The organism is Paraburkholderia sp. J94 (assembly GCF_905220285.1).
Taxonomy (GTDB): Bacteria; Pseudomonadota; Gammaproteobacteria; order Burkholderiales; family Burkholderiaceae; genus Paraburkholderia; species Paraburkholderia tropica_A.
Genome location: NZ_CAJMZH010000029.1, coordinates 1 through 18,169, shown reverse-complemented (window position 1 = coordinate 18,169; position 18,169 = coordinate 1). Strand labels below are relative to the sequence as shown.

The window sequence follows — 18,169 nt, the reverse complement described above, 5'->3', positions numbered from 1 at the left end:
AGTGGCCGCCCAGGGTCACACTCGGTCATCGGCTGTTAGCGAGTCCAAGATATGCGACGCACAAACCGTGCATTTCCCGTACGACGCAGGATCTGTAGTCGAGAAACCAACCACCATCCAGATTGAAGAGTTTGACCAGGTCCGCTTCATCACGAGGAAACGGCGAAGCGTATGCTTCGTCGGCGAGGTGCCTGGAAGCCTCCACCAGTTTTGCCCGCTCCAGCCAGTCGCAACGTGCTCCGTTCGACGACAGCCAGATCTGACAGGATTCGATCAGATGATCGGTTCGCAACCACTCACCGCTTCGCACACGCGCAAGCAACTGACCAACGACAAGGAACGTAAGCAGCTCGGCTTTCGCTTCCCCATCCATAGAACCCGCTCCTCCGCAGTTCTGCACGCCTGCGTAGTTTCCATGCCCAACGCGCTCACTGCTTCACTTCGGGCTTTGACGTAGCCAGTGCTGTAGCCCATTGTCGCGAATCAGGCGATTGATGTGGGAAAGCGAGTAGGTCACACTGAACTCCCGCTCAATAAACTGCTGAACGAGCGAGTTCGTCCAGGACTCTCCCGCGAGCCCTACGCTGGCCGGCGTCTGCCTGACGGAACAAATAAGCCGCGCGAGGCTATCCATTCCGAGGCGGCGCTGCCGTCCGACGTCGCCAAGCGCCAGCAATGCATCCACCCCACCCGCCGCAAAAACGCTTTCGTAGCGTCGTGCCGTCGCCGGGCTCAGCCCGAGCGCGGCGGCGACACGCGTCATGTTAACTCCTGCCGCGAGCATTCGCGCAGCACGCGCGCGGCGGCCCGACCACCGCGGGCCGTTCATAATGTTGTTGGCGCTCATCGTCGCTCTCTCCCTGAACCTCCCCTAATGATTCACCATTCCCAATGACCGCGCTATCGGGATCGGACCGAATCTGAGGTAACCACGCGAGTTCACGCGTGCCCGGGAAGTCGAGGCCATCTAGCTTCACCGCCTCCCTTGGACCCTGCAGCACGACTTCAAAGCGGAAGCTCAACCGACCGATTTTGCGAGCGCGATCCAACGGCAGTTTCGGCGCAATTAGCAGACGTTCGCGTCAAGAGTGCGAAGGACGGCAACGGGTCGCGCTGAGTAGCCGGTCCGCCGCCGCAGCGCGCTCCTGCGCTACGCATGAGTCGGTAGCCGGCCACGTTGCGTCATTCGCTCGCACCGCGGGTAGGTCACTTTGGCGTCGCATTTGCAGCGACAAGCGGCCGTTCCGTTTAGTGGCCGCCACTTAAATCTCCACCGCCACAGTACAAACCCTGAGCGTAGCGCAAGAAGCGATTGACGCACATCAAGTGAGATTGAAGACCGGCGAGGAGCCTCTGAATCAGACACGGCCGATGACGGCTTTTTTTGGCAGAAGAGGGAACAATGACCTTCCGATTTCCCGTTCTCGCGGCGGTGTTGGCGGTGTTGCTCATGATACTGGCCGCTCCGCTTCAGGCTGCAAGTGAGGAAGCGCGACCGGAAACGCCCCTCGTCCTTGAGTCGGCGCTGGAAACGGCCCCGATTGAGATCGACGGCCAGCTCCTGTTCAGGGTCCGGGGGGTTTCGGCTCTTCCCGCCTCGGAGCGCGCGGAGGCTATCAGGGGACGAATAGAAAAGGTTGCGGCGGACCCCTCATTCCCGAGCGACGGTTTGAGCGCTGAAGTTGTAGAGAACGTCACGATGATCATGGCGGGGCAAGCCACGCTAATGATTGTGAGCGAAGCGGACGCCCAGTTGGAACACACGAGCCGCGACCATCTCGTCACATTAATTATGATGCGCATCCGCCGGGCCATCGACGAATACCGGCAGTCCCGTAGAAGCGACGTCCTGCTCAAAGCTGTGATGTATGGCGCTGGAGCTACGGTCCTGCTAGCGCTGGTGATCGCAGTTCTGCTCATGCTCAACAAGTGGTTGGACAAAGCGCTCTCCCAACTTCTGAAGAGTCGTGTCCACGCCATCGGCATCCAGTCTTTTGAGATCCTCCGTTCCGAGACGATCTGGAGGGTATTTCATGGCCTGATGCGTGTGATTGGCGTCGCGACGATTGTTGCATCAGTGTATGCCTACCTGCACTACGTACTTGCGCTGTTTCCCTGGACCCGATCCATCTCCAACGGCCTGTTCGCCCTCGCCTCTGACGCAGTTGAGCATATGGGGAAATCCGTGGGGGCCACGATCCCCGACATTCTTGTTCTGGCCGTCATCTACTACCTGTCCCGGTTCGTCCTGGGTCGGATCCGGTACTTCTTCGACGCAGTGGAACAGAAGCGGGTCGCCTTTACCCAATTCGAGCCGGAATGGGCCCTCCCGACGTACAAGCTTGTCCGGGTTTTGATCCTGGCCTTCGCGCTTATTGTCGCGTACCCGTACATCCCCGGCTCCGAGTCCGGCGCCTTCAAAGGGATTTCCATCTTCATCGGTCTGGTGCTCTCTCTCGGCTCTTCGACAGCGATTTCCAATCTTATTGCCGGCTACCTGATGACTTATCGAAGGGTGTTCAAGGTCGGAGACCGGGTGAAGGTGGGGGACGTGACCGGCGAGGTGATCTCCATCCGCCTCCAGGTGACCCACCTGCGGACCGTCAAGAATGAAGAGGTCACAATTCCCAATTCCCAGATCCTGAACGGCGACGTAACAAACTTCAGCTCCATGGCCGGTACCCGGGGACTGATCCTCCACACCACGGTTGGAATCGGGTACGAGACCCCTTGGCGACAGGTGGAGGCGATGCTGCGCGTGGCCGCAGAACGAACTTCGGCAGTGCTACGGGAGCCGCAGCCATTCATCCTGCTGATCAAGCTGGGGGACTTCGCGGTCACCTACGAACTGAATGTCTATATCCGTGACCCGCATGTGATCGCCGGGATCAATGCGGACCTGCACCGGCACATCCTCGATGTTTTCAACGAGTACGGCGTGCAGATCATGACTCCTGCTTACGAGGGCGACCCCGACGAACCGAAGGTTGTGCCGCAGGCGCATTGGTATGCGGCACCGGCATCGTCCGATCAAAAGGAGGGCGGGGTGACGGCTAACCATCGTCCCATAACGGAGAACACGCATAAAGGCGCGTGATAGCGGCGCACAGGCGCAAAGAATGCAGATGTAACGAAGGCCAACCCTGCGCAGCCGATCGTATTCCGGCCGACCATTCGTCTTTGATCCAGCGCACCAAGTGACTGCTCGACTTTTGATAGCTGCCCTTCAATCTCGTACGGCACGACCGGCAGCAGTGGGTCGAATGGGCCTCTCGCCTCATCCGCGGCCGCTCATGAAACGACTCTCGCCTTACCGACCAGAACTGCGCCTGCGCCCACCCTAAACGAAGGCACGGCGCTGCAGCGAACTCGCCGGCGCCAAGGGTATGGCTGTCCGAGAGAGGGACTCAGCAGATATCTGATTAGAAAGAAGATTTATATAGGCCCGAAAGAAGAGACCTCTCCAGCCCTAGCGCGGGGTAGCCGGAAAATCGCTCGGAAATCAAAGGGCCCCCGGCATCCCTGCGAAGCATCTCTGCCGGATGCTCAACCGGCATGAGCGTACCGTCCAACGCTAGCTCGATGGCGAAACGGCGATTCCGCCCTGGGCCATCGCGGCATTACGCCTTAAACGCCTCGAAGGCCAGCTCATGCAAGACCAGATGGGCGTCACGGCAATCAAACGTGAGCAGCAAACCACGGCGAACTCCCCAAGCCTTTCCAGGCATCCGCCTGCAAACGAACCGGCCTACTTCACCTAACTCCGACTTTATGAATTTATATTATGAATTTAAAATTCCCGTTGACGTAAACTATACGCAAGGTGCGGCGGCACTTCTAAACCGACGCATGTGTTTCTGGCCGATTTAACCCGGCCTTTTTTAATCGGTGAAACCTGCCTCCATGTGCGCCCAACCTTGCGCACCGCCTACACATAGATTGTTTGGGTACTGCGAATCATTATTAATAATATGCGCACGATGAAATAGTCGGAAATATTTGTTGGCTCAATGCAAGTAGCGCTTAAGCTACAGCCAAGGACAAATCGCTAAAATCCCTGCCGCTTTGTCCCCGACATCTTCAAGCGCACGCGTGACCCACAACCGTGAGCGAACGCTCCCAGTGCGATAGTGCGTCTGAGTTCTGTATGCCCGCCCACCGCGTGAATCTCCGTCAGTTCATACGCACCCCGCAGATCGGTCGTCGCTTTCGATCCGGCCTCAAAACCTCCATGCTAGCGACTGCTGCCGTCGCGCTCACCGCAGTGACCGGGTGCACGGCCGTGCAGATCCCGCTGATCTACATTAATGGTCCTCGCGCAGTGACGCATTATGTATGTATTGACCTGAACACGAAGGTCGCCGATGATCGCTTCCTTCCATCCCTACGACAAGCATTGCAAAATCGCGGTGTCGTTTCTGAAGTTTATAGCCCAGGATCAGCTCCCGGCGTCTGCGAAACGCGCCTTTTGTATAACGTCGTTGTCGAGTATGCCAATAAATCGGGCACTAACAATCCCGCAATTTACTGGTCTATTATTAATCTAGACACGATGCAATACGGACGAATCGTTGCCACCGCGCATTACCACGAAGCCCCGGTAAAAAATCGAATGCTACAAACGGGCATCCTGTCACAAATGGTAGATCGAGTCGTCAGCGCGCCATGACCCCTTCCGTCAATCTCCAGGCGGCGTACGGACATACTCCCCACCAACTCACCGTCCCTACAACAGTCCGACCGACAGCGACTAGTCCCCGATGCTGCCACGGCAACGAGTTCGCGGTCTCGCTATGCCTGACGAAATGCAATGACGTCACAAGGCAGCATTCGCACAACAATGACGCGGAGTTTTCCGTCATGCGCTTGCTGTTAGTTGAGGACGATGAACTCGCCAGCGTCACCGTCCTTGAGGAGATGTGGCAGGCAGGTTATTCGGTCGATTGGGCCCGTAATGAGCGCGAGTTTGAGTCGTCAGTTCAATGCGATAACTATGACCTAATCTTGTTGAGTTTGGGCACTCCAAACGCGCAAGGTCTCGACCTACTACTGGGCTACCGCCAACGTGGAGGTAGCGCGTCAGTGGTCACCCTAATGCCCCGAACCTCTGTAGAAGACAGAATTGCTGCGCTAGACGCTGGCGCCGACGACTGTCTGGTCAAGCCGTTCCACATTGATGAAATGGCTGCGCGAGTTCGCGCGCTTCTACGCCGCCAAGGCGGGAAGCTAAACCTGGTGTACACATTCGAGGACCTCACGCTAAACCCTGTCCGCCATGAGGTAACGCTCGGCAATGAGCCGTTGCTCCTTCCGCCAAAAGAATTTCGCCTGCTCCATACATTGATCGAAGCGCCGGGCCACGTGTTCTCCCGTTTGGCTCTTGAATACAAACTATATGGCGCGCGCGATAAAGTTGGCAGCAACACGATTGAATCGCACATCTCAAATTTGCGCCGAAAAATCGGCTCCGAAAGGCTCATAACTGTGCGAGGCAAGGGATACAAGCTGGCGCGACGCCACTAATGTCCGGCGAACTCAACTTACTCCCGAGCGCTCAGTGGGAGTTCAGCTCAGCAGGCTCGAAATTTCCCGTCGCTACCCCAAACACCCCAATCCCCTGTGAGCTCGGGATTTCGGTCGCGCGCCTGGCATGGAACACGGACTGAACACTAACCCGGTGTTCAAATGGCGCCGTGCGCTGCACGCGGGTGAATACGATCCCGTTGCTCTACTCCCCGTAAAGATCGATGCAGCGCTGACCGAGGTTGCGCCGACGGCATCGATTCCAGCGTGGAGTTGCCCTTGTAACTCAGGACACGCGGACACCGTTAGATTGATGGCACCGCAGCGCGCCTGTACTCGCCGATCCGGTGAACGCGCGCGATTCGCACGACGCAGCCAGCTAAGCCGAACGCAAGGCGGTCCCGCGTTGCTTCGGGCGTCATGCATCGAGCCGTCCGCAGCTTCGCAAACATGTCCGCGCGGTTCGCGAGGTCCGCGTTTGCGCGTCAAGCAGCAGCACAATCAGCGTGTAGTGGTATTCAAACGACCGCGATCGGCCGACAGCGGCGGCGAACAGTCCCGAGTCGATGAATACGGTGAGATTTTTCGGGCGCGTCTCCACATCGTGTACCTGACGGACCCAGCGCAGGATCAGCACGATATCGACAGCTTGTGCGAAGCGCGCAAGAGCGCAAGAGCGCAAGAGCGCCAAGGGTCCGGGAAATTTCTGCAACCTGTTCTATTACTCCGCTCGCCACGTCAATGTTTTGTCGATCTGCTCCGCGCAACCAGCACCCACCGAGCAGCGACTGGGATGCGAGCACATGCGCCAACGGCGAATTTACGCGCACGGCGCCACATTGCGTTAGTAGTCGCGCAACCGCTCCCGCTGTTCGCGGGTCAACAGTTCATTGATGCGCTTGTGTTCATCCAAAGAGATCCCACGCATCTGCTTGCGAAGGTCGCGCATAGCGGCGTAACTGGTATCGATGGCTGTCTGATCGTGCGTTGAAGACGCATAAAGTGAGCGAAGTGTCGACTGTTCATCGAGAATCTTGCCCATCAACTGCCAAAGGGCCTTACGCGACTTTTCGACGATCGCGTTCATGCGGATTTGCTGGTCGTGTGACAGTTTCAATCCAGGGTCCCAGCCGACATGCTCGGCGCCACATCCGTAACCGCTCATCATGTGCGTGCCACCCATCCCTTCGCCCATGCAATCTTCGTCGCAATCGGCCATCATACCGGTGTGGCCTCGGTATGATCCGTTGCCTTCTAAAGGCAATGCATCCCTCTGCTGCGCAAAGGAGAATGCGATAGGGGAAACGACGAGCATCGCCACGATGTAATACCGCAACGAACGCAAAAAAGAAGTCCTGGGGTTCATCATGTTCCTCGCCAACCAATCGAAAAGTACTCCAAATAGCTGCAAACTTAGCCTAAATGACGTCGGATAAGGCCCGTTGACTTGTGTCAACTCACGACGAACGAAATGCTCTTAACTGCAAGCCGGAAAAGGCCTATCACGACGCGATTTCGTGCAGGTTCGTGATTGACACATATCAAGCGTTCACAAGCGTCCTTGCCTACTGTGATGTCAGAGATGACCTTGAAATTGCGCTAAACGGGTAACGACATCAAGCAGGTGTCCGATACTGGTATTTTTGCAGCCGCGCATCTCGCCTTGCCCAGCGAATGCGAGATCCGAGATAGGTTTTCGTCGGAGAGATTCCGACGAATGTAGAGTCATCAGAATTTTTCCCCAACACGGAAAGTCAGAGAGCGCAAGCGTGCAACCTGAACGAAGCGCTGAACGGGAAGATATCGTTATGGAAAACTCGAAATCAGGACGAAGCGCGAACAGTCCACTCAAGATACTCATCGCCGCGGATCATTCGGAGGCGTCGCTTTGTGCTGTGAGATTCGCGTGCGAACTTGCCCCACCAGACAGTGTTATCCGTATCGTAAGTGTCGTTCCGCTCACGCAATCGATTGCTCCTTCTGGACACGCCTCGACGACAAACGAAGATTCAACACGGAGTGCCGCGCAAGCGCTCTCCTCCGCCAATGCACTCTTCATACGAGCAGGCTTTGAACCTGAAACCGCCACGATTGCACTTTCCGTGAAGCGTCGCGATGTGGTTCATGCAATTGTCGACGCCGCCGCATCGTGGAATGCAGACATCGTCGTCGTTGGAGCACACCAGCGTCACTCGCTACTTCGCTATCTGAAACGCAATGTGTCGGAGCCGCTGGTCAAACTTTGCGCACTGCCGATACTGATAGTGCCGCAACGTAGCGCCGATATGGCCCATGGTCCATATCGGATTCTTTTTGCTGTGGGTTCCGTCGCCGACACGCAGAGGTGCGTGCGATTGGGCGTCCGCTTCGCAACCGCCGCATCCCGTTTTCGAGCGGTGTACGTCATTGGCCGAAGCGTTTGGTGGCCCGGCGAACGGAGGGACGGACAACAAGACGAAGGCGCGATGGCATTGGAGGCCGCAAGGGAGTTGCTGGGCGCAGGCACATGCACGACAACGAGCACGATCGGTCCATCGGAAACAGCGGCAGACATCGCAGATGCCCTGGTTTGCGAAGCTGTCAAGTGGGATGCGGACCTGCTCGTCATGGGCACGCACACCCGGCACGGCCTTAAACGTTTCGCGTTTGGCAGTGTCGCGCACCGAGTTCTACTCACCACTAGAACACCGATCCTGCTCGTCAATAGGGAGGGTTCCTGAATGCTTGCGGTTAAACTTGGCCACCTGGAGCTGTGGAAACTATGAATACCGATGGCAACAGCTTCGCGTCTTATACGTCCGCGTTAAAGCCAAACACCGCTACCCGCCGAAACAGCCGAGGTACGGCGGAAAATGTCATTGACACCAGAAGCACCACGCCGGTTACGCCGATAACAATCCAGGGATAGCGATTCCGGTGTTGAGTACGGAACACCCTTTCCGGTTGGGGCAACGCGCGGATGACAAAGACCAATACTACGTCACCCAGAACGGGTGTCACAAAGGCAAGCGTAAGGGCGAGCGGCTGTTGCTAGGGCACGCTCAGACGGCCAGCGTAGACGCCCTGCACTGCCAATGCGGTGAAAGTACCGGCTACGCTCCCCCTGTGCGAGTGAGCGGTTCGATAGCAGCCGCGCGCGGATGGGGCGTGGTGGCGCACGCATGACGTTCCCCCGTTCGGGTTCGTTATCGAACACAACCGGGCTGACGGGATCGATCAGCTGCGCAGAAGGACGGTACGGAGCGGCGCGAGCATCAGAGGCCAGCCGACGAGTACGGAACGCAAAGTGGCTGCGAACATCGGAATGTGAACTGCGACGGTATAGCTGGCCGGCCGCGCACGGCGTGTCTCGTTGACTTGTGTCAACTCCCGCCAGAGACACCAGTGTGTGATATCGCGAAGGAGCGGCTTTCTTGGCATTGCGGATCATGTTCTCGCGCCAGAAAGTATCAAGTCACGCGCCGCCTTGTGTCACAGTGGTTGGCCCCATGGCAATTGTTGGGGGCGTTGGCAACGACGTCGGAGGACGCTGATTGGTTGGCTGGCATCGGCCGGCGAGCTATGGACCGAATGGCGTGGAGAAATACCCTCACAAGCGGATAATCACAAAGTCAGCCGGCTGCACCAACCACCCGATATGGGGCTAGTCTCAATGCACTGCACCATTAAGTTCGCTTGATGCGTTTGCACTCTACTGACCGGCCCCTGCACCAATTTTTGCCTGATGGAAGAAGCTATGTCGTACTTGCAAATAGCAGACTGTTTCGCATGGCTACGCAAGGGCAGCCTGGCAGCGCTTTTAGGGCTCCTCGTTATGTCCGTATTCGGGGTCCCGCTCCTCACCGAACCAGGCAGTTTCGCTGGCCGAGTAACGCAGGACGCTCTCTTTTCGTTGATTCTGATGGCCGGAGTCGTGACTTCGACAGAACGACCTGGCTCCTTTCCGCTGATCGCATTCGGTGCGTTCACTGCCATCGCGGTGCGCTGCGCGAGTTGGCTGTTTCCAGGGGATTACACGCTGGCGATACGTGACGAAACCGCACTCGCGGCAGTCGCGCTGATCGGCACGACGATTGGAATGACTGTATTCGGCCCGGGGAAAGTCACATTTGGCCGGATAGACGGAGCAATCGCCCTTTACATCCTGATTGGCATGATTTGCGCCTACGCTTATCAGCTCATTAATTTACGGGTTCCCAATGCGTTTTCTGGTGTCACGATCGGCACGGATAAGGAGAATCCGTCAACGTGGATATATTTCAGTTTCGTCACTTTGACGACCGCAGGATATGGCGACATCGTGCCCATTGCTCGCCAGGCGAGATCAATTGCGAATCTGGAAGGACTCATTGGCCAGCTTTATCCGGCTATCGTGCTGGCACGCCTTGTTTCGTTGCACCTTGCGAATTCCGGTGCCGACAAGGCTTGAATTCAGCCACCGCGTGCGCCGCCTTGGCATTTGGCGACTTTGGCAGCGAGCTAACGGAGGATCGATTTTTAACCTAGTAGCCATCCGCCGCGATGTTCCAGTGGCTCACACATTGTGTCTGTTTTTCGAATTCGAAGATGGCACGCGCAATAGCGTCGTCGCGTTCAACGGACTCGCCGGTCACGCGCATCAGTTCACACCGGCGGGGAAACCCGCGATGATCGAGAGTCTCCTTGTAGAAAACGACTTCGACCGTCGTGAGCGCCGCCGCCGCGGCTCTTGTCGCGAGCCGCGGCGCGCTGCAGCGGCTGTCGTTGCCGGCGGCGCGCCCCTACTGCCTCGTCGGCTCTTCTGGCCGCTGCGACTGAATGCGCGCGCCCCCCGCACATCCCCACGACGGCTGCGCGCATGATATCGGCGTGCGCTTCCCTATTCGCTGCACGATTGCTCATCTTCACGGTCCGAGGCGAACTCATGACTCGACCGCTCGAACAACTGCTTCACTGCGCCCCAACACCGACTTCGTCAAACCGTCGATCCCGGTTAAAGCGCAGCGGTGGACAACCTCGAAGTCCACCGCGCCGACTCCAGTCACATTTCAATGATGACTTTCAGCGCCTGGGTGCTGGGCGCGTGCGAAAACGTCTCGTAAGCCTTGAGCACGTCGCCGAAGGCGAAACGATGCGTGATGAGCCGGGTCGGATCGATCCGACCCGCGCATACGGTCTTGAGCAGCATGGGCGTGCTCACCGTGTCGACGAGGCGCGTCGTGATCGACACATTGCGGTCCCAGAGCTTGTCGAGGAAGATCGACGCGCTCACGCCATGCACGCCGATGTTCGCGATCGTACCGCCCGGCGCCACGAGTTGCTCGCACAGCTCGAACGTCGCTGGCACGCCGACCGCCTCGATGGCGCAATCCACGCCCACGCCGTCCGTGAGGCTCATGACCGCGTCGTGCGCATCCGAGGCTCGCGGATCGACGCACGCCGTGGCGCCGAAGCGCTTCGCGCATTCGAGGCGGTTTGCGTCCATGTCGATCATGATGATCTGCGCGGGCGAGTAGAACTGTGCGGTCAAGAGCGCCGCCAACCCGATCGGGCCCGCGCCGACGATGGCAATCGTGCTGCCCGGCTCGACCTTGCCGTTGAGCACGCCGCACTCGAAACCCGTGGGCAGGATATCCGAGAGCATCACGAGTGCCGCTTCGTCGAGGCCTGCGGGAATCTTGTAAAGGCTCGTTTGAGCATGGGGCGTGCGCACGTATTCGGCCTGGGTGCCGTCGATGCGGTTGCCGAGGACCCAACCGCCCGACTTGCAGTGCGAGTACATGCCACGGCGGCAGTATTCGCATTGCCCGCAACTCGATATGCAGGACACCAGCACGTGGTCACCGGGCTTAAGCGTGCTCACGCCGCCACCAACCTGCTGCACGACGCCCACGCCTTCGTGACCGAGAATGCGCCCCGGCGTGCAGGTCGGCACGTCGCCCTTGAGGATGTGCAAATCTGTGCCGCAGATCGTTGTCTTCGACATCATGACGATGGCGTCGCCGGGCGCCTGCAATTCGGGTTTCGGGCGCGTTTCGACTGCGAAATGGCCCGGACCGTTGTAGACGAGTGCTTTCATGATTCCCCCATCGGTGTTCGGAACTGAGCTGGCGACGTACGCGCCAGCGCGAGCGGGCTCTCATCATGCGCCGCCGATGCCAGGCACGATTGACTTCGATCAAAAGCGCCCTGCTCAATCCCGATTGATTCAGGCCAAGCCCCAAACGTCGCGACGTTAAGCAATTGGAGACGCACACGCGGGCAAGGGCGCACGGCGTTGCGCCTCGCCGCATTACAACGGCTCACCGACAGCGAGGCGCATCCTGACCGGCAAGTCCCTCGTATTCCATCAGGCCGCGCGCCAGAGCCTGGTAGATAGCGTCACCGCGCTCGCGGAAGCTGTGAAGGTCTCGCTCGACCCAAGTGGGCACAACGTGAACATCGATCGTGGTGGCGCTCGGACTCGATTTGCCTTAAGCGCGAACGGCCGTCCTTTCCTCTGCCATATCAGGGAATTCGTTCGGCGCCGGTCTGCGCTGACCGGCTTTCTTTCGCATCGACGTTTGCAACCAGCCTGTCGATCATCGGCTGATCCCTCACCCAACGCCAGAATATCTGGTAGCCCACCGCGAGAATCACCGGCCCCATGAACAGCCCGATGACACCTGCCGACACCATGCCACCGAGCGCGCCAAACAAGACCACGGGCATTGGAACCGCGACGCCGCGGCCGAGCAAAAAAGGCTTGATCAGATTATCGACTAGTCCAGCGACAAACACGTAGATCGAGAAAACGATGGTCGCCGTACCGAAACCGCGGGTCACCATCATGAATACGATTACTGGAACGGTGATCAGCGTAGCGGGCAATTGCATGATTCCGATGAGCAAGATAGCCACGGCAAGCAGACCCGACGCCGGGACGCCCATGACCACAAAGCCTATACTGATCAGTATCATCTGGATAAACGCGACGCCAACGACGCCCAACGCGACTGCGCGAACCGTCGCGGTGCAAAGATCCGTGATTTGCAGGCCGACAGCCGGTCCGGAAATGCGCGACGCAATCTGAAGCGCGCTAGCGTGACCACGCTCTCCATGCGCCATAATCACGCCCGCAATCACGATCGCCCCGAAAAATATCAGCACGTCTTTACCGAAGCCAGTCAGTAAGCCAAGAAGCGCAAGGCCGGCTTGCTTGAGATTCGGCGCGAACTTCTGCATGAGGCCATTCACGTCGGTTGAGGCTTCCTGCCAGAATCCGTAGACGCGCGGACCCACCGCCGGCCATCGGCTCACTGATTCGTCCGGTGGCGGAATGTGAATTCCCCCACCGCGAAGGGCCTCCATCGCGTGCTGAATGGAGTCGTTGAAGGCAAAACCCAACAGCGCCATCGGTCCCAGAATGGCGGCAAACACAATCAGGATGATGAGTGCCGCAATCGTGCCACGTCGCTCAGGAAAACGAAGTTGCACACGCGCGTGCAATGGATAGAGCGTGACCGCGAGAATGAGCGCCCACATCATAAGGTTGATGAAGGGTGCGCAGACGCGATAACAGAAGGCGGCCAGGACCGCGATCAACCCGGCGCGAATCAACGCGTCGAGCAGTTGTCTGGAGAGCGAACCTTGAGAAGTCGCTTCTGAAGTGACGATTGTTGACATCACATTGCCCCAATACTGCGCACGGTAATCAACGGCGCATTGCATTACGCGAAGTCTGCAATTTGGCAATTGCAGGGTGTAAAGAGCCAACCGCATGCGCCAGATGCGGCACTGAATCGAGGAGCGCCCGCAACCGGGTGGACGCAGCCGACCCGCAAGGATCGGGCGAGCCTCAGGGAGGCCCGACCGAATAGTTCGCGCTGACCAGGCTGCAAGGCCCGATTAGTCTTGCGGACATACTCTGGCGTTAAACCGTCTCTCCGAAGCCCGGTTGAGTTCCCGGTGCGAGATCACCGGCATCGATGGCGATCGCGCCGGCCTCTCGCAAATATGCTTCGATCGAAGCATCCACCGAGGCCTTGCGGCCGATATCGCCAACGAGTTGCTCTACGCCTTCAGCGCGCAAAATATCGCGGGCGTTGCCATGCGCAGCAACGACGCGCAGCAGAGCTCCCCTACCGACAAGTTCCGCGTGCAACGAGGCGAGCATTCTCGCGCCTGCGATGTCCACGGCGGGGGCGTTCGAGAGATCCAGTATCACCAGATTGATGGGAGAAGCGGTCGCCACGATTCTATCTGTGATCGCCGAGCGCACATGGTCGGCATTAAAGTAAAGCAGCGACGCCTCAACGCGGAACATCAGCACGCCCGGAATTTGCTCATTGTCGGCGTGGCGTTCTATATCCGAATAGCGACGCGTGCCAGGAATGCGTCCGAGTATGGCCACGTGCGGATGTGCGGCGCGCCTGATGAGTACGAGCATGGATGCCAGTACGGCGAAGATCACGCCTTTGAGAATACCCAGCAGCAGGACGGCAACGAACGCGACCATCGATACCATGAATTCATAGCGACTGACTTTCCATAAATGGCGCAACTCGCGAATATCGATGAGTCCCTTCACGGCCACCAGTACGATGGCCGCGAGTACCACATTGGGCAGGTTGGTCAGCAGTCCCGTAAGAAACATCAGGCACAGCCCGATCGTGACAGAGGCAAAAATCAACGCGAGCGGAGTCTTCGCGCCCGCCTTGTCGTTGACCGACGACTGCGACAAGCCGCCGGCAACGGGATACCCCTGGAACAGTCCCGCGGCCAGATTTGCCGCACCAAGCCCGAGCAGTTCCTGACGCGCATCGATTGCGTAGCCGTTCTTCTTGGCGATCGCGCGAGCGGCCGACACGCTCTCCACATAAGACAGCAGCAGACAGGCGAACGCCAACGGGACGATGCCGTCCACGTCCCGGACCCGCAACAAGGGCAGGTGGAGAACCGGCAGTCCCCGCGGCAATGCGCCTACGACCTTGAACCCCATCGCGCCCAATGGTGTCAGCGACAACAGGACGATAGAGAGTGCGACCACAAACAACGCGACCGGGCGCCCCGGCAAGTATTTTTCGCCGAGCATCAGGAGGACGATAGCGCCAATTCCGAAAGCCAGCACGACAAGCTGAGTGTCGGGAAGCTGTCCGGCCAGTACCGAGATCCGTTCAAAGAACTGTTCCCCGCCTCCCTTCACCCCGAAAAGCTTGGGCAACTGGGTCAGCGCAATAGTCAGCGCAGCGCCTGCCTTGAAGCCAAGCAGGATCGTTTCACTGATGAAGTTGACGAGCGAGCTTAGCCGCAGAATCCAGCCCAGCAAGCACATCACTGCAATAAGGACCGCCGTCAACGCGGCGATGGAAGCGAATCGCTCAGGGTCGCCGCCAGCCATGTCCACGACTGTGACCCCCACGAGCATCGAAATGGCCGACGTCGGCCCAATGGCCAGTTGGCGCGATGTACCAAACAGTGCGTAGAAGAGTCCGCCGACCAGATAACAATAAATGCCGTATTGCGCCGGCAGACCAGCGAGCGTCGCGTACGCGAGCGAGACCGGTATGCCATAGGCAGCCAGCGTCACCCCGGCAACGATATCGGACGAAAGCCACTGCATCCTGTAGCTCGGCAGCCATTGCGCGGGTCCGACTATCGCGCGCCAACCTTTGGCGGGGACTCTTACCGGCTTTCCATCCATGGGGACAGGGTTCTCATCCATCACGCTCTCCTCTCCGGTATCTGACCGGATGGGATACTGCTCTCTATTGCTCGTGCGCCCTATGCGGGCTCTCCGCAGGTCATGAATCCGCCACCTGCGCTGGCGTGTTTAACAGGCCAGCGTCCGGCTATGCGTCGGTGGCCGCCTGAATCCGGCTTTCCCGGATTGCCTGGATGAACGTGCGGTAGTCGAGCCGGTTTTGTGCGCGGTACTCGATGGCGAATTCACCGATCGCATCATCAAAGGTCTGGCCCGAACCCATATAGCCGGCCATCGTCGCCGCATCGCCCGAGCGCGCATGGGCACGCGCGAGGGCATGCGCGCACATGCGTGCATACTGGCGGAGCATGCCGGAATCGAGCGCCTCGATAACGACGGAGAGTTTCATGTCACGAAGCTGCCGGATGTAAAAGTCCCGCCCGTTCTTTCCGCGTGTCCAGCCGAGGAAAACATCGCTTGCGGACTGCATGATTCGCTGTCCGGCGACGACGCGCTCGCCGTGATTCGCATGCAGGCTCTTGCCTGCGTACGGCTCGAGCACCGATGCGCGTGCTTCCTTCACCTGCAGGAACAGAGGATCGTTGTCGGACGCCATGAACAGACCGACGCCGCACATCGTGCCGACGCTCCCTACCCCCACAACCTTCATGGCCAGATCGACGTATCGAAAACGGTCGAACAGGATGCGCACGTGTTCGGGGAGGCTCTGCCGATAGGATGCAATGGCCTCCATGTAACCCGACTGCAGGCCAGGAGCTACATCTTCAGAGGGATGAAACATGAGGGGCGGCTCGTCCTTGATGCGCGGATGTTGGCCCTCTTCCGAGACGAGCTTCGGATACAGATGGTCAGGAATGCTCTTTTGGCGTTCGGTTTCGATGCGCTGGGCAATACGTTTGCGCGCCGCCTCGACGATTTCCGGGTCTCCCGTACGATCCTGGTACTTTTGCAGGTCGATCCGGTCATACCAGACGTCGAGCGCACGCATGGACGCATAGTCGTTCATCCGTTCCCGATACTCCCGTACAAGATCCACGACGATACGTACGGTATCGCTGGACGGCAATTCCAGATGCTGGCCGGCAATCGCGACACTCGCCGCGAGGCGCTTCAGATCCCATTCGAACGGAGCGGGAAGCGTCTCGTCGAGATCATTGATATCGAAGATCACGTTGCGCTCAGGCGTCGCGAAACCACCGAAGTTCATCAGGTGCGCGTCGCCACATGCCTGGACACGTATGCCGCTCGTGGGCGCCGTGGCCAGATCGCCAGCCATGATCGCTGCGGCGCCCCGATAGAAGGCGAACGGTGACTCCGCCATCCGGCCGTGGCGAATCGGTATCAAATGGGGAATTCGCCCTTCACTGGATTCATTCAGAATGTCGAGGATATTGCGGCGATTCGCTGGCGCCACCCAGCCCGCCTGCGATGAACGCGGAACCCGATCGCGGATGATCCTGCCGTCCGCAGCGCGCTCATCTGGCGTGCGGTAAGTCCCTTCGCTTTCTGCTGATGCGCCTGTCGCCCTGCGTGAAACGGCTTTGTCCATGTCACCACCTCGTTGCTTCGCATCGCTATCGCACGGTGCCTTGCACAAATGGCACACGCTCCATCGGTCCCGAAGCGCTGCCATGCCATTCGCCGAGCCCCTGATTGCGTTCAGGGAATCAGGCGACGATCAACCCGAACAGATGGGTGATTTGACTCACGATAGTCGGGAGCGCACTCACTGGATTGACGCAGATCAACCGGCCCTACCTGTGCCAGACCTATTCGGTGTATCCCGCTGGTCCACAATCACGGCTAACGCCCGACCGCCGTTTGGGACGAATGCTGACCGCCCATGACGACCGGCCTCTGGCCTCGATAGCCCCCTCCGATCCCCTGCGTGTCTCCGATACGCGCCAGTAACGCGTCTTCCTTCATGAAGTTCTCGCACTCGATCGCTGCATCGAGCAACGCCAGTTCGCTGCGCAACGCAGCATGATGTGACGCTGGCAGTGTCATCGTGAGGTTGTCGATCATGGCGCGAAGGCGTCTGTCGATCTGGATGCTCCGGACTCCAGCCATGCGGATTTCGCTGAAGCAGATATGTACATAGTCTTCCCAGTCGGGCGTATAAAAGGCCACGCGGGGTTGTCCCTCCTCGTCGTAGATCTCACGATTCGCCAGCGATCGCTTTCCGACCATGCGTAACAGCCTGTGCAACTGATCGATCGCCAGCACAGCAGTCGTCGGGTCATTGATGGCAGGCGAAAGCGCTTTCAGCGCTATGTCCACCTCGATGCGGAATGCAAACATGGGATCCTGCTCCATCGTCCGCTCCGAACCGAGCGCGACGAGGCTCCGCAGCCGACGATCGCTTAACGCCCGGGAGTCGCCGTACAAGTAAAAAAGCGGTTCATCGGTTGCCACAAAATCGCCGACCTGGACCGCAAATTCGATAAAGCAGTCGGCACGATGCGCTTCATGCACAAGCCGCGGCAGATTAACCGCCAGCACGACGCCAGATTTACTGTGGAGAGACACCACACGATCGGCCGGCTCACACCTCGCCCGAATCGTGCTCACTTCAGCCATTACAGCATCGTCCAGGCAAACGAAGTCTCCCCGATCTGCTGGCTGACCAGGATATACGTTGCGGATCACGGCGAATCCTTGCTCCGCGACCCGGCCGACAAGACTGACGGGTCTCAAAAGCCGTGCCGAATAGTCGATCAGAAGAATGAATGCGACGAGTGAAGCGAGTCCGATCGCCGTCGCGAGCGCGACCTGCAGTTGCGGTATGACGGCGCTCTGCCCGAGTTCGGTCATCGTTCTGTGGGTCCAGAGCATCGAGAAAACGAAGAGCCCCACAACCCAGCGGATCACGTTATTGCGAAGCAGCGTTGTCGCAATGATCCGTGGCGTATATTGCCCGCCCGCGATCTGGATCGCTACGAGTAAGGAACTGAACGTAAACAC

The 18,169-nt window shown here is 58.7% G+C and carries 14 protein-coding genes; 5 read left to right on the top strand and 9 right to left on the bottom strand.

Translation table 11 applies throughout. The features are described from left to right. Positions 1–25 precede the first annotated feature (25 nt). Complete coding sequence (locus U4Y88_RS36775) at positions 26–373, bottom strand: hypothetical protein (RefSeq protein WP_321789906.1); 348 nt, start codon at positions 371–373, stop codon at positions 26–28. 63 nt (positions 374–436) lie between these two features. Then, positions 437–847, bottom strand: a complete 411-nt coding sequence (locus U4Y88_RS36770) for a helix-turn-helix domain-containing protein (protein WP_321789904.1) — start codon at positions 845–847, stop codon at positions 437–439. 555 nt (positions 848–1,402) lie between these two features. Between U4Y88_RS36770 and U4Y88_RS36765 the strand changes: the two genes are divergently transcribed. From U4Y88_RS36765 to U4Y88_RS36755, 3 genes are all read left to right on the top strand, one after another. Next, the gene (locus U4Y88_RS36765) at positions 1,403–3,097 is read left to right on the top strand and encodes a mechanosensitive ion channel family protein (protein WP_321789902.1); all 1,695 of its coding nucleotides are present in this window, start codon (positions 1,403–1,405) and stop codon (positions 3,095–3,097) included. Between the two features lie 1,050 nt (positions 3,098–4,147). After that, entirely contained in the window at positions 4,148–4,669 is a 522-nt protein-coding gene (locus U4Y88_RS36760; protein ID WP_321789900.1) for a hypothetical protein, read from the top strand. Positions 4,670–4,860: 191 nt separating this feature from the next. Then, on the top strand, positions 4,861–5,523 hold the full coding sequence (locus U4Y88_RS36755) for a winged helix-turn-helix domain-containing protein (RefSeq protein ID WP_321789899.1): 663 nt from the start codon (positions 4,861–4,863) through the stop codon (positions 5,521–5,523). Between the two features lie 418 nt (positions 5,524–5,941). On the opposite strand, the gene U4Y88_RS36745 is transcribed toward U4Y88_RS36755, so the two are convergent. Together U4Y88_RS36745 and U4Y88_RS36740 are read right to left on the bottom strand one after the other, a co-directional pair. Then, positions 5,942–6,235: a phage tail protein gene (locus U4Y88_RS36745; RefSeq protein ID WP_321789897.1), complete on the bottom strand. Its 294-nt coding sequence runs from the start codon at positions 6,233–6,235 to the stop codon at positions 5,942–5,944. 132 nt (positions 6,236–6,367) lie between these two features. Further along, positions 6,368–6,892, bottom strand: a complete 525-nt coding sequence (locus U4Y88_RS36740; RefSeq protein ID WP_321789895.1) for a Spy/CpxP family protein refolding chaperone — start codon at positions 6,890–6,892, stop codon at positions 6,368–6,370. Positions 6,893–7,331: 439 nt separating this feature from the next. Here U4Y88_RS36740 and U4Y88_RS36735 point away from each other — a divergent pair, with 439 nt between their 5' ends. Continuing rightward, complete coding sequence (locus U4Y88_RS36735) at positions 7,332–8,243, top strand: universal stress protein (protein ID WP_321789893.1); 912 nt, start codon at positions 7,332–7,334, stop codon at positions 8,241–8,243. 1,016 nt (positions 8,244–9,259) lie between these two features. Continuing rightward, positions 9,260–9,952: a potassium channel family protein gene (locus tag U4Y88_RS36730; RefSeq protein WP_321789891.1), complete on the top strand. Its 693-nt coding sequence runs from the start codon at positions 9,260–9,262 to the stop codon at positions 9,950–9,952. A gap of 591 nt (positions 9,953–10,543) precedes the next feature. Here the strand turns inward: U4Y88_RS36730 and U4Y88_RS36725 are convergent. The 5 genes from U4Y88_RS36725 to U4Y88_RS36705 form a co-directional block, all read right to left on the bottom strand. Next, positions 10,544–11,581 (bottom strand): zinc-dependent alcohol dehydrogenase family protein, encoded by a 1,038-nt coding sequence (locus U4Y88_RS36725; protein ID WP_321789889.1) that lies wholly within the window; start codon positions 11,579–11,581, stop codon positions 10,544–10,546. Positions 11,582–12,009: 428 nt separating this feature from the next. Beyond that, the gene (locus tag U4Y88_RS36720) at positions 12,010–13,167 is read right to left on the bottom strand and encodes an AI-2E family transporter (RefSeq protein ID WP_321789952.1); all 1,158 of its coding nucleotides are present in this window, start codon (positions 13,165–13,167) and stop codon (positions 12,010–12,012) included. A 247-nt stretch (positions 13,168–13,414) separates the two neighbouring features. Then, positions 13,415–15,205 carry a SulP family inorganic anion transporter gene (locus U4Y88_RS36715; protein ID WP_321789887.1) on the bottom strand — a complete coding sequence of 597 codons (1,791 nt, stop codon included), beginning with the start codon at positions 15,203–15,205 and terminating at the stop codon, positions 13,415–13,417. Between the two features lie 127 nt (positions 15,206–15,332). After that, a complete protein-coding gene (locus tag U4Y88_RS36710; RefSeq protein WP_321789885.1) occupies positions 15,333–16,754 on the bottom strand; it encodes a DUF2252 domain-containing protein in 1,422 nt (473 codons plus the stop codon). A 254-nt stretch (positions 16,755–17,008) separates the two neighbouring features. Continuing rightward, on the bottom strand, positions 17,009–18,169 hold a 1,161-nt coding region (locus tag U4Y88_RS36705), incomplete at its 5' end, for a DUF2254 domain-containing protein (protein ID WP_321789883.1).

What these genes read in the sequence shown, in the direction of transcription:
- U4Y88_RS36770 (WP_321789904.1), bottom strand. Translation starts at nt 847, where the DNA reads ATGAGCGCCAACAACATTATGAACGGCCCGCGGTGGTCGGGCCGCCGC.
- U4Y88_RS36730 (WP_321789891.1), top strand. Translation starts at nt 9,260, where the DNA reads ATGTCGTACTTGCAAATAGCAGACTGTTTCGCATGGCTACGCAAGGGC.
- U4Y88_RS36775 (WP_321789906.1), bottom strand. Translation starts at nt 373, where the DNA reads ATGGATGGGGAAGCGAAAGCCGAGCTGCTTACGTTCCTTGTCGTTGGT.
- U4Y88_RS36760 (WP_321789900.1), top strand. Translation starts at nt 4,148, where the DNA reads ATGCCCGCCCACCGCGTGAATCTCCGTCAGTTCATACGCACCCCGCAG.
- U4Y88_RS36725 (WP_321789889.1), bottom strand. Translation starts at nt 11,581, where the DNA reads ATGAAAGCACTCGTCTACAACGGTCCGGGCCATTTCGCAGTCGAAACG.
- U4Y88_RS36710 (WP_321789885.1), bottom strand. Translation starts at nt 16,754, where the DNA reads ATGGACAAAGCCGTTTCACGCAGGGCGACAGGCGCATCAGCAGAAAGC.
- U4Y88_RS36715 (WP_321789887.1), bottom strand. Translation starts at nt 15,205, where the DNA reads ATGGATGAGAACCCTGTCCCCATGGATGGAAAGCCGGTAAGAGTCCCC.
- U4Y88_RS36765 (WP_321789902.1), top strand. Translation starts at nt 1,403, where the DNA reads ATGACCTTCCGATTTCCCGTTCTCGCGGCGGTGTTGGCGGTGTTGCTC.
- U4Y88_RS36740 (WP_321789895.1), bottom strand. Translation starts at nt 6,892, where the DNA reads ATGATGAACCCCAGGACTTCTTTTTTGCGTTCGTTGCGGTATTACATC.
- U4Y88_RS36735 (WP_321789893.1), top strand. Translation starts at nt 7,332, where the DNA reads ATGGAAAACTCGAAATCAGGACGAAGCGCGAACAGTCCACTCAAGATA.
- U4Y88_RS36720 (WP_321789952.1), bottom strand. Translation starts at nt 13,167, where the DNA reads ATGTCAACAATCGTCACTTCAGAAGCGACTTCTCAAGGTTCGCTCTCC.
- U4Y88_RS36755 (WP_321789899.1), top strand. Translation starts at nt 4,861, where the DNA reads ATGCGCTTGCTGTTAGTTGAGGACGATGAACTCGCCAGCGTCACCGTC.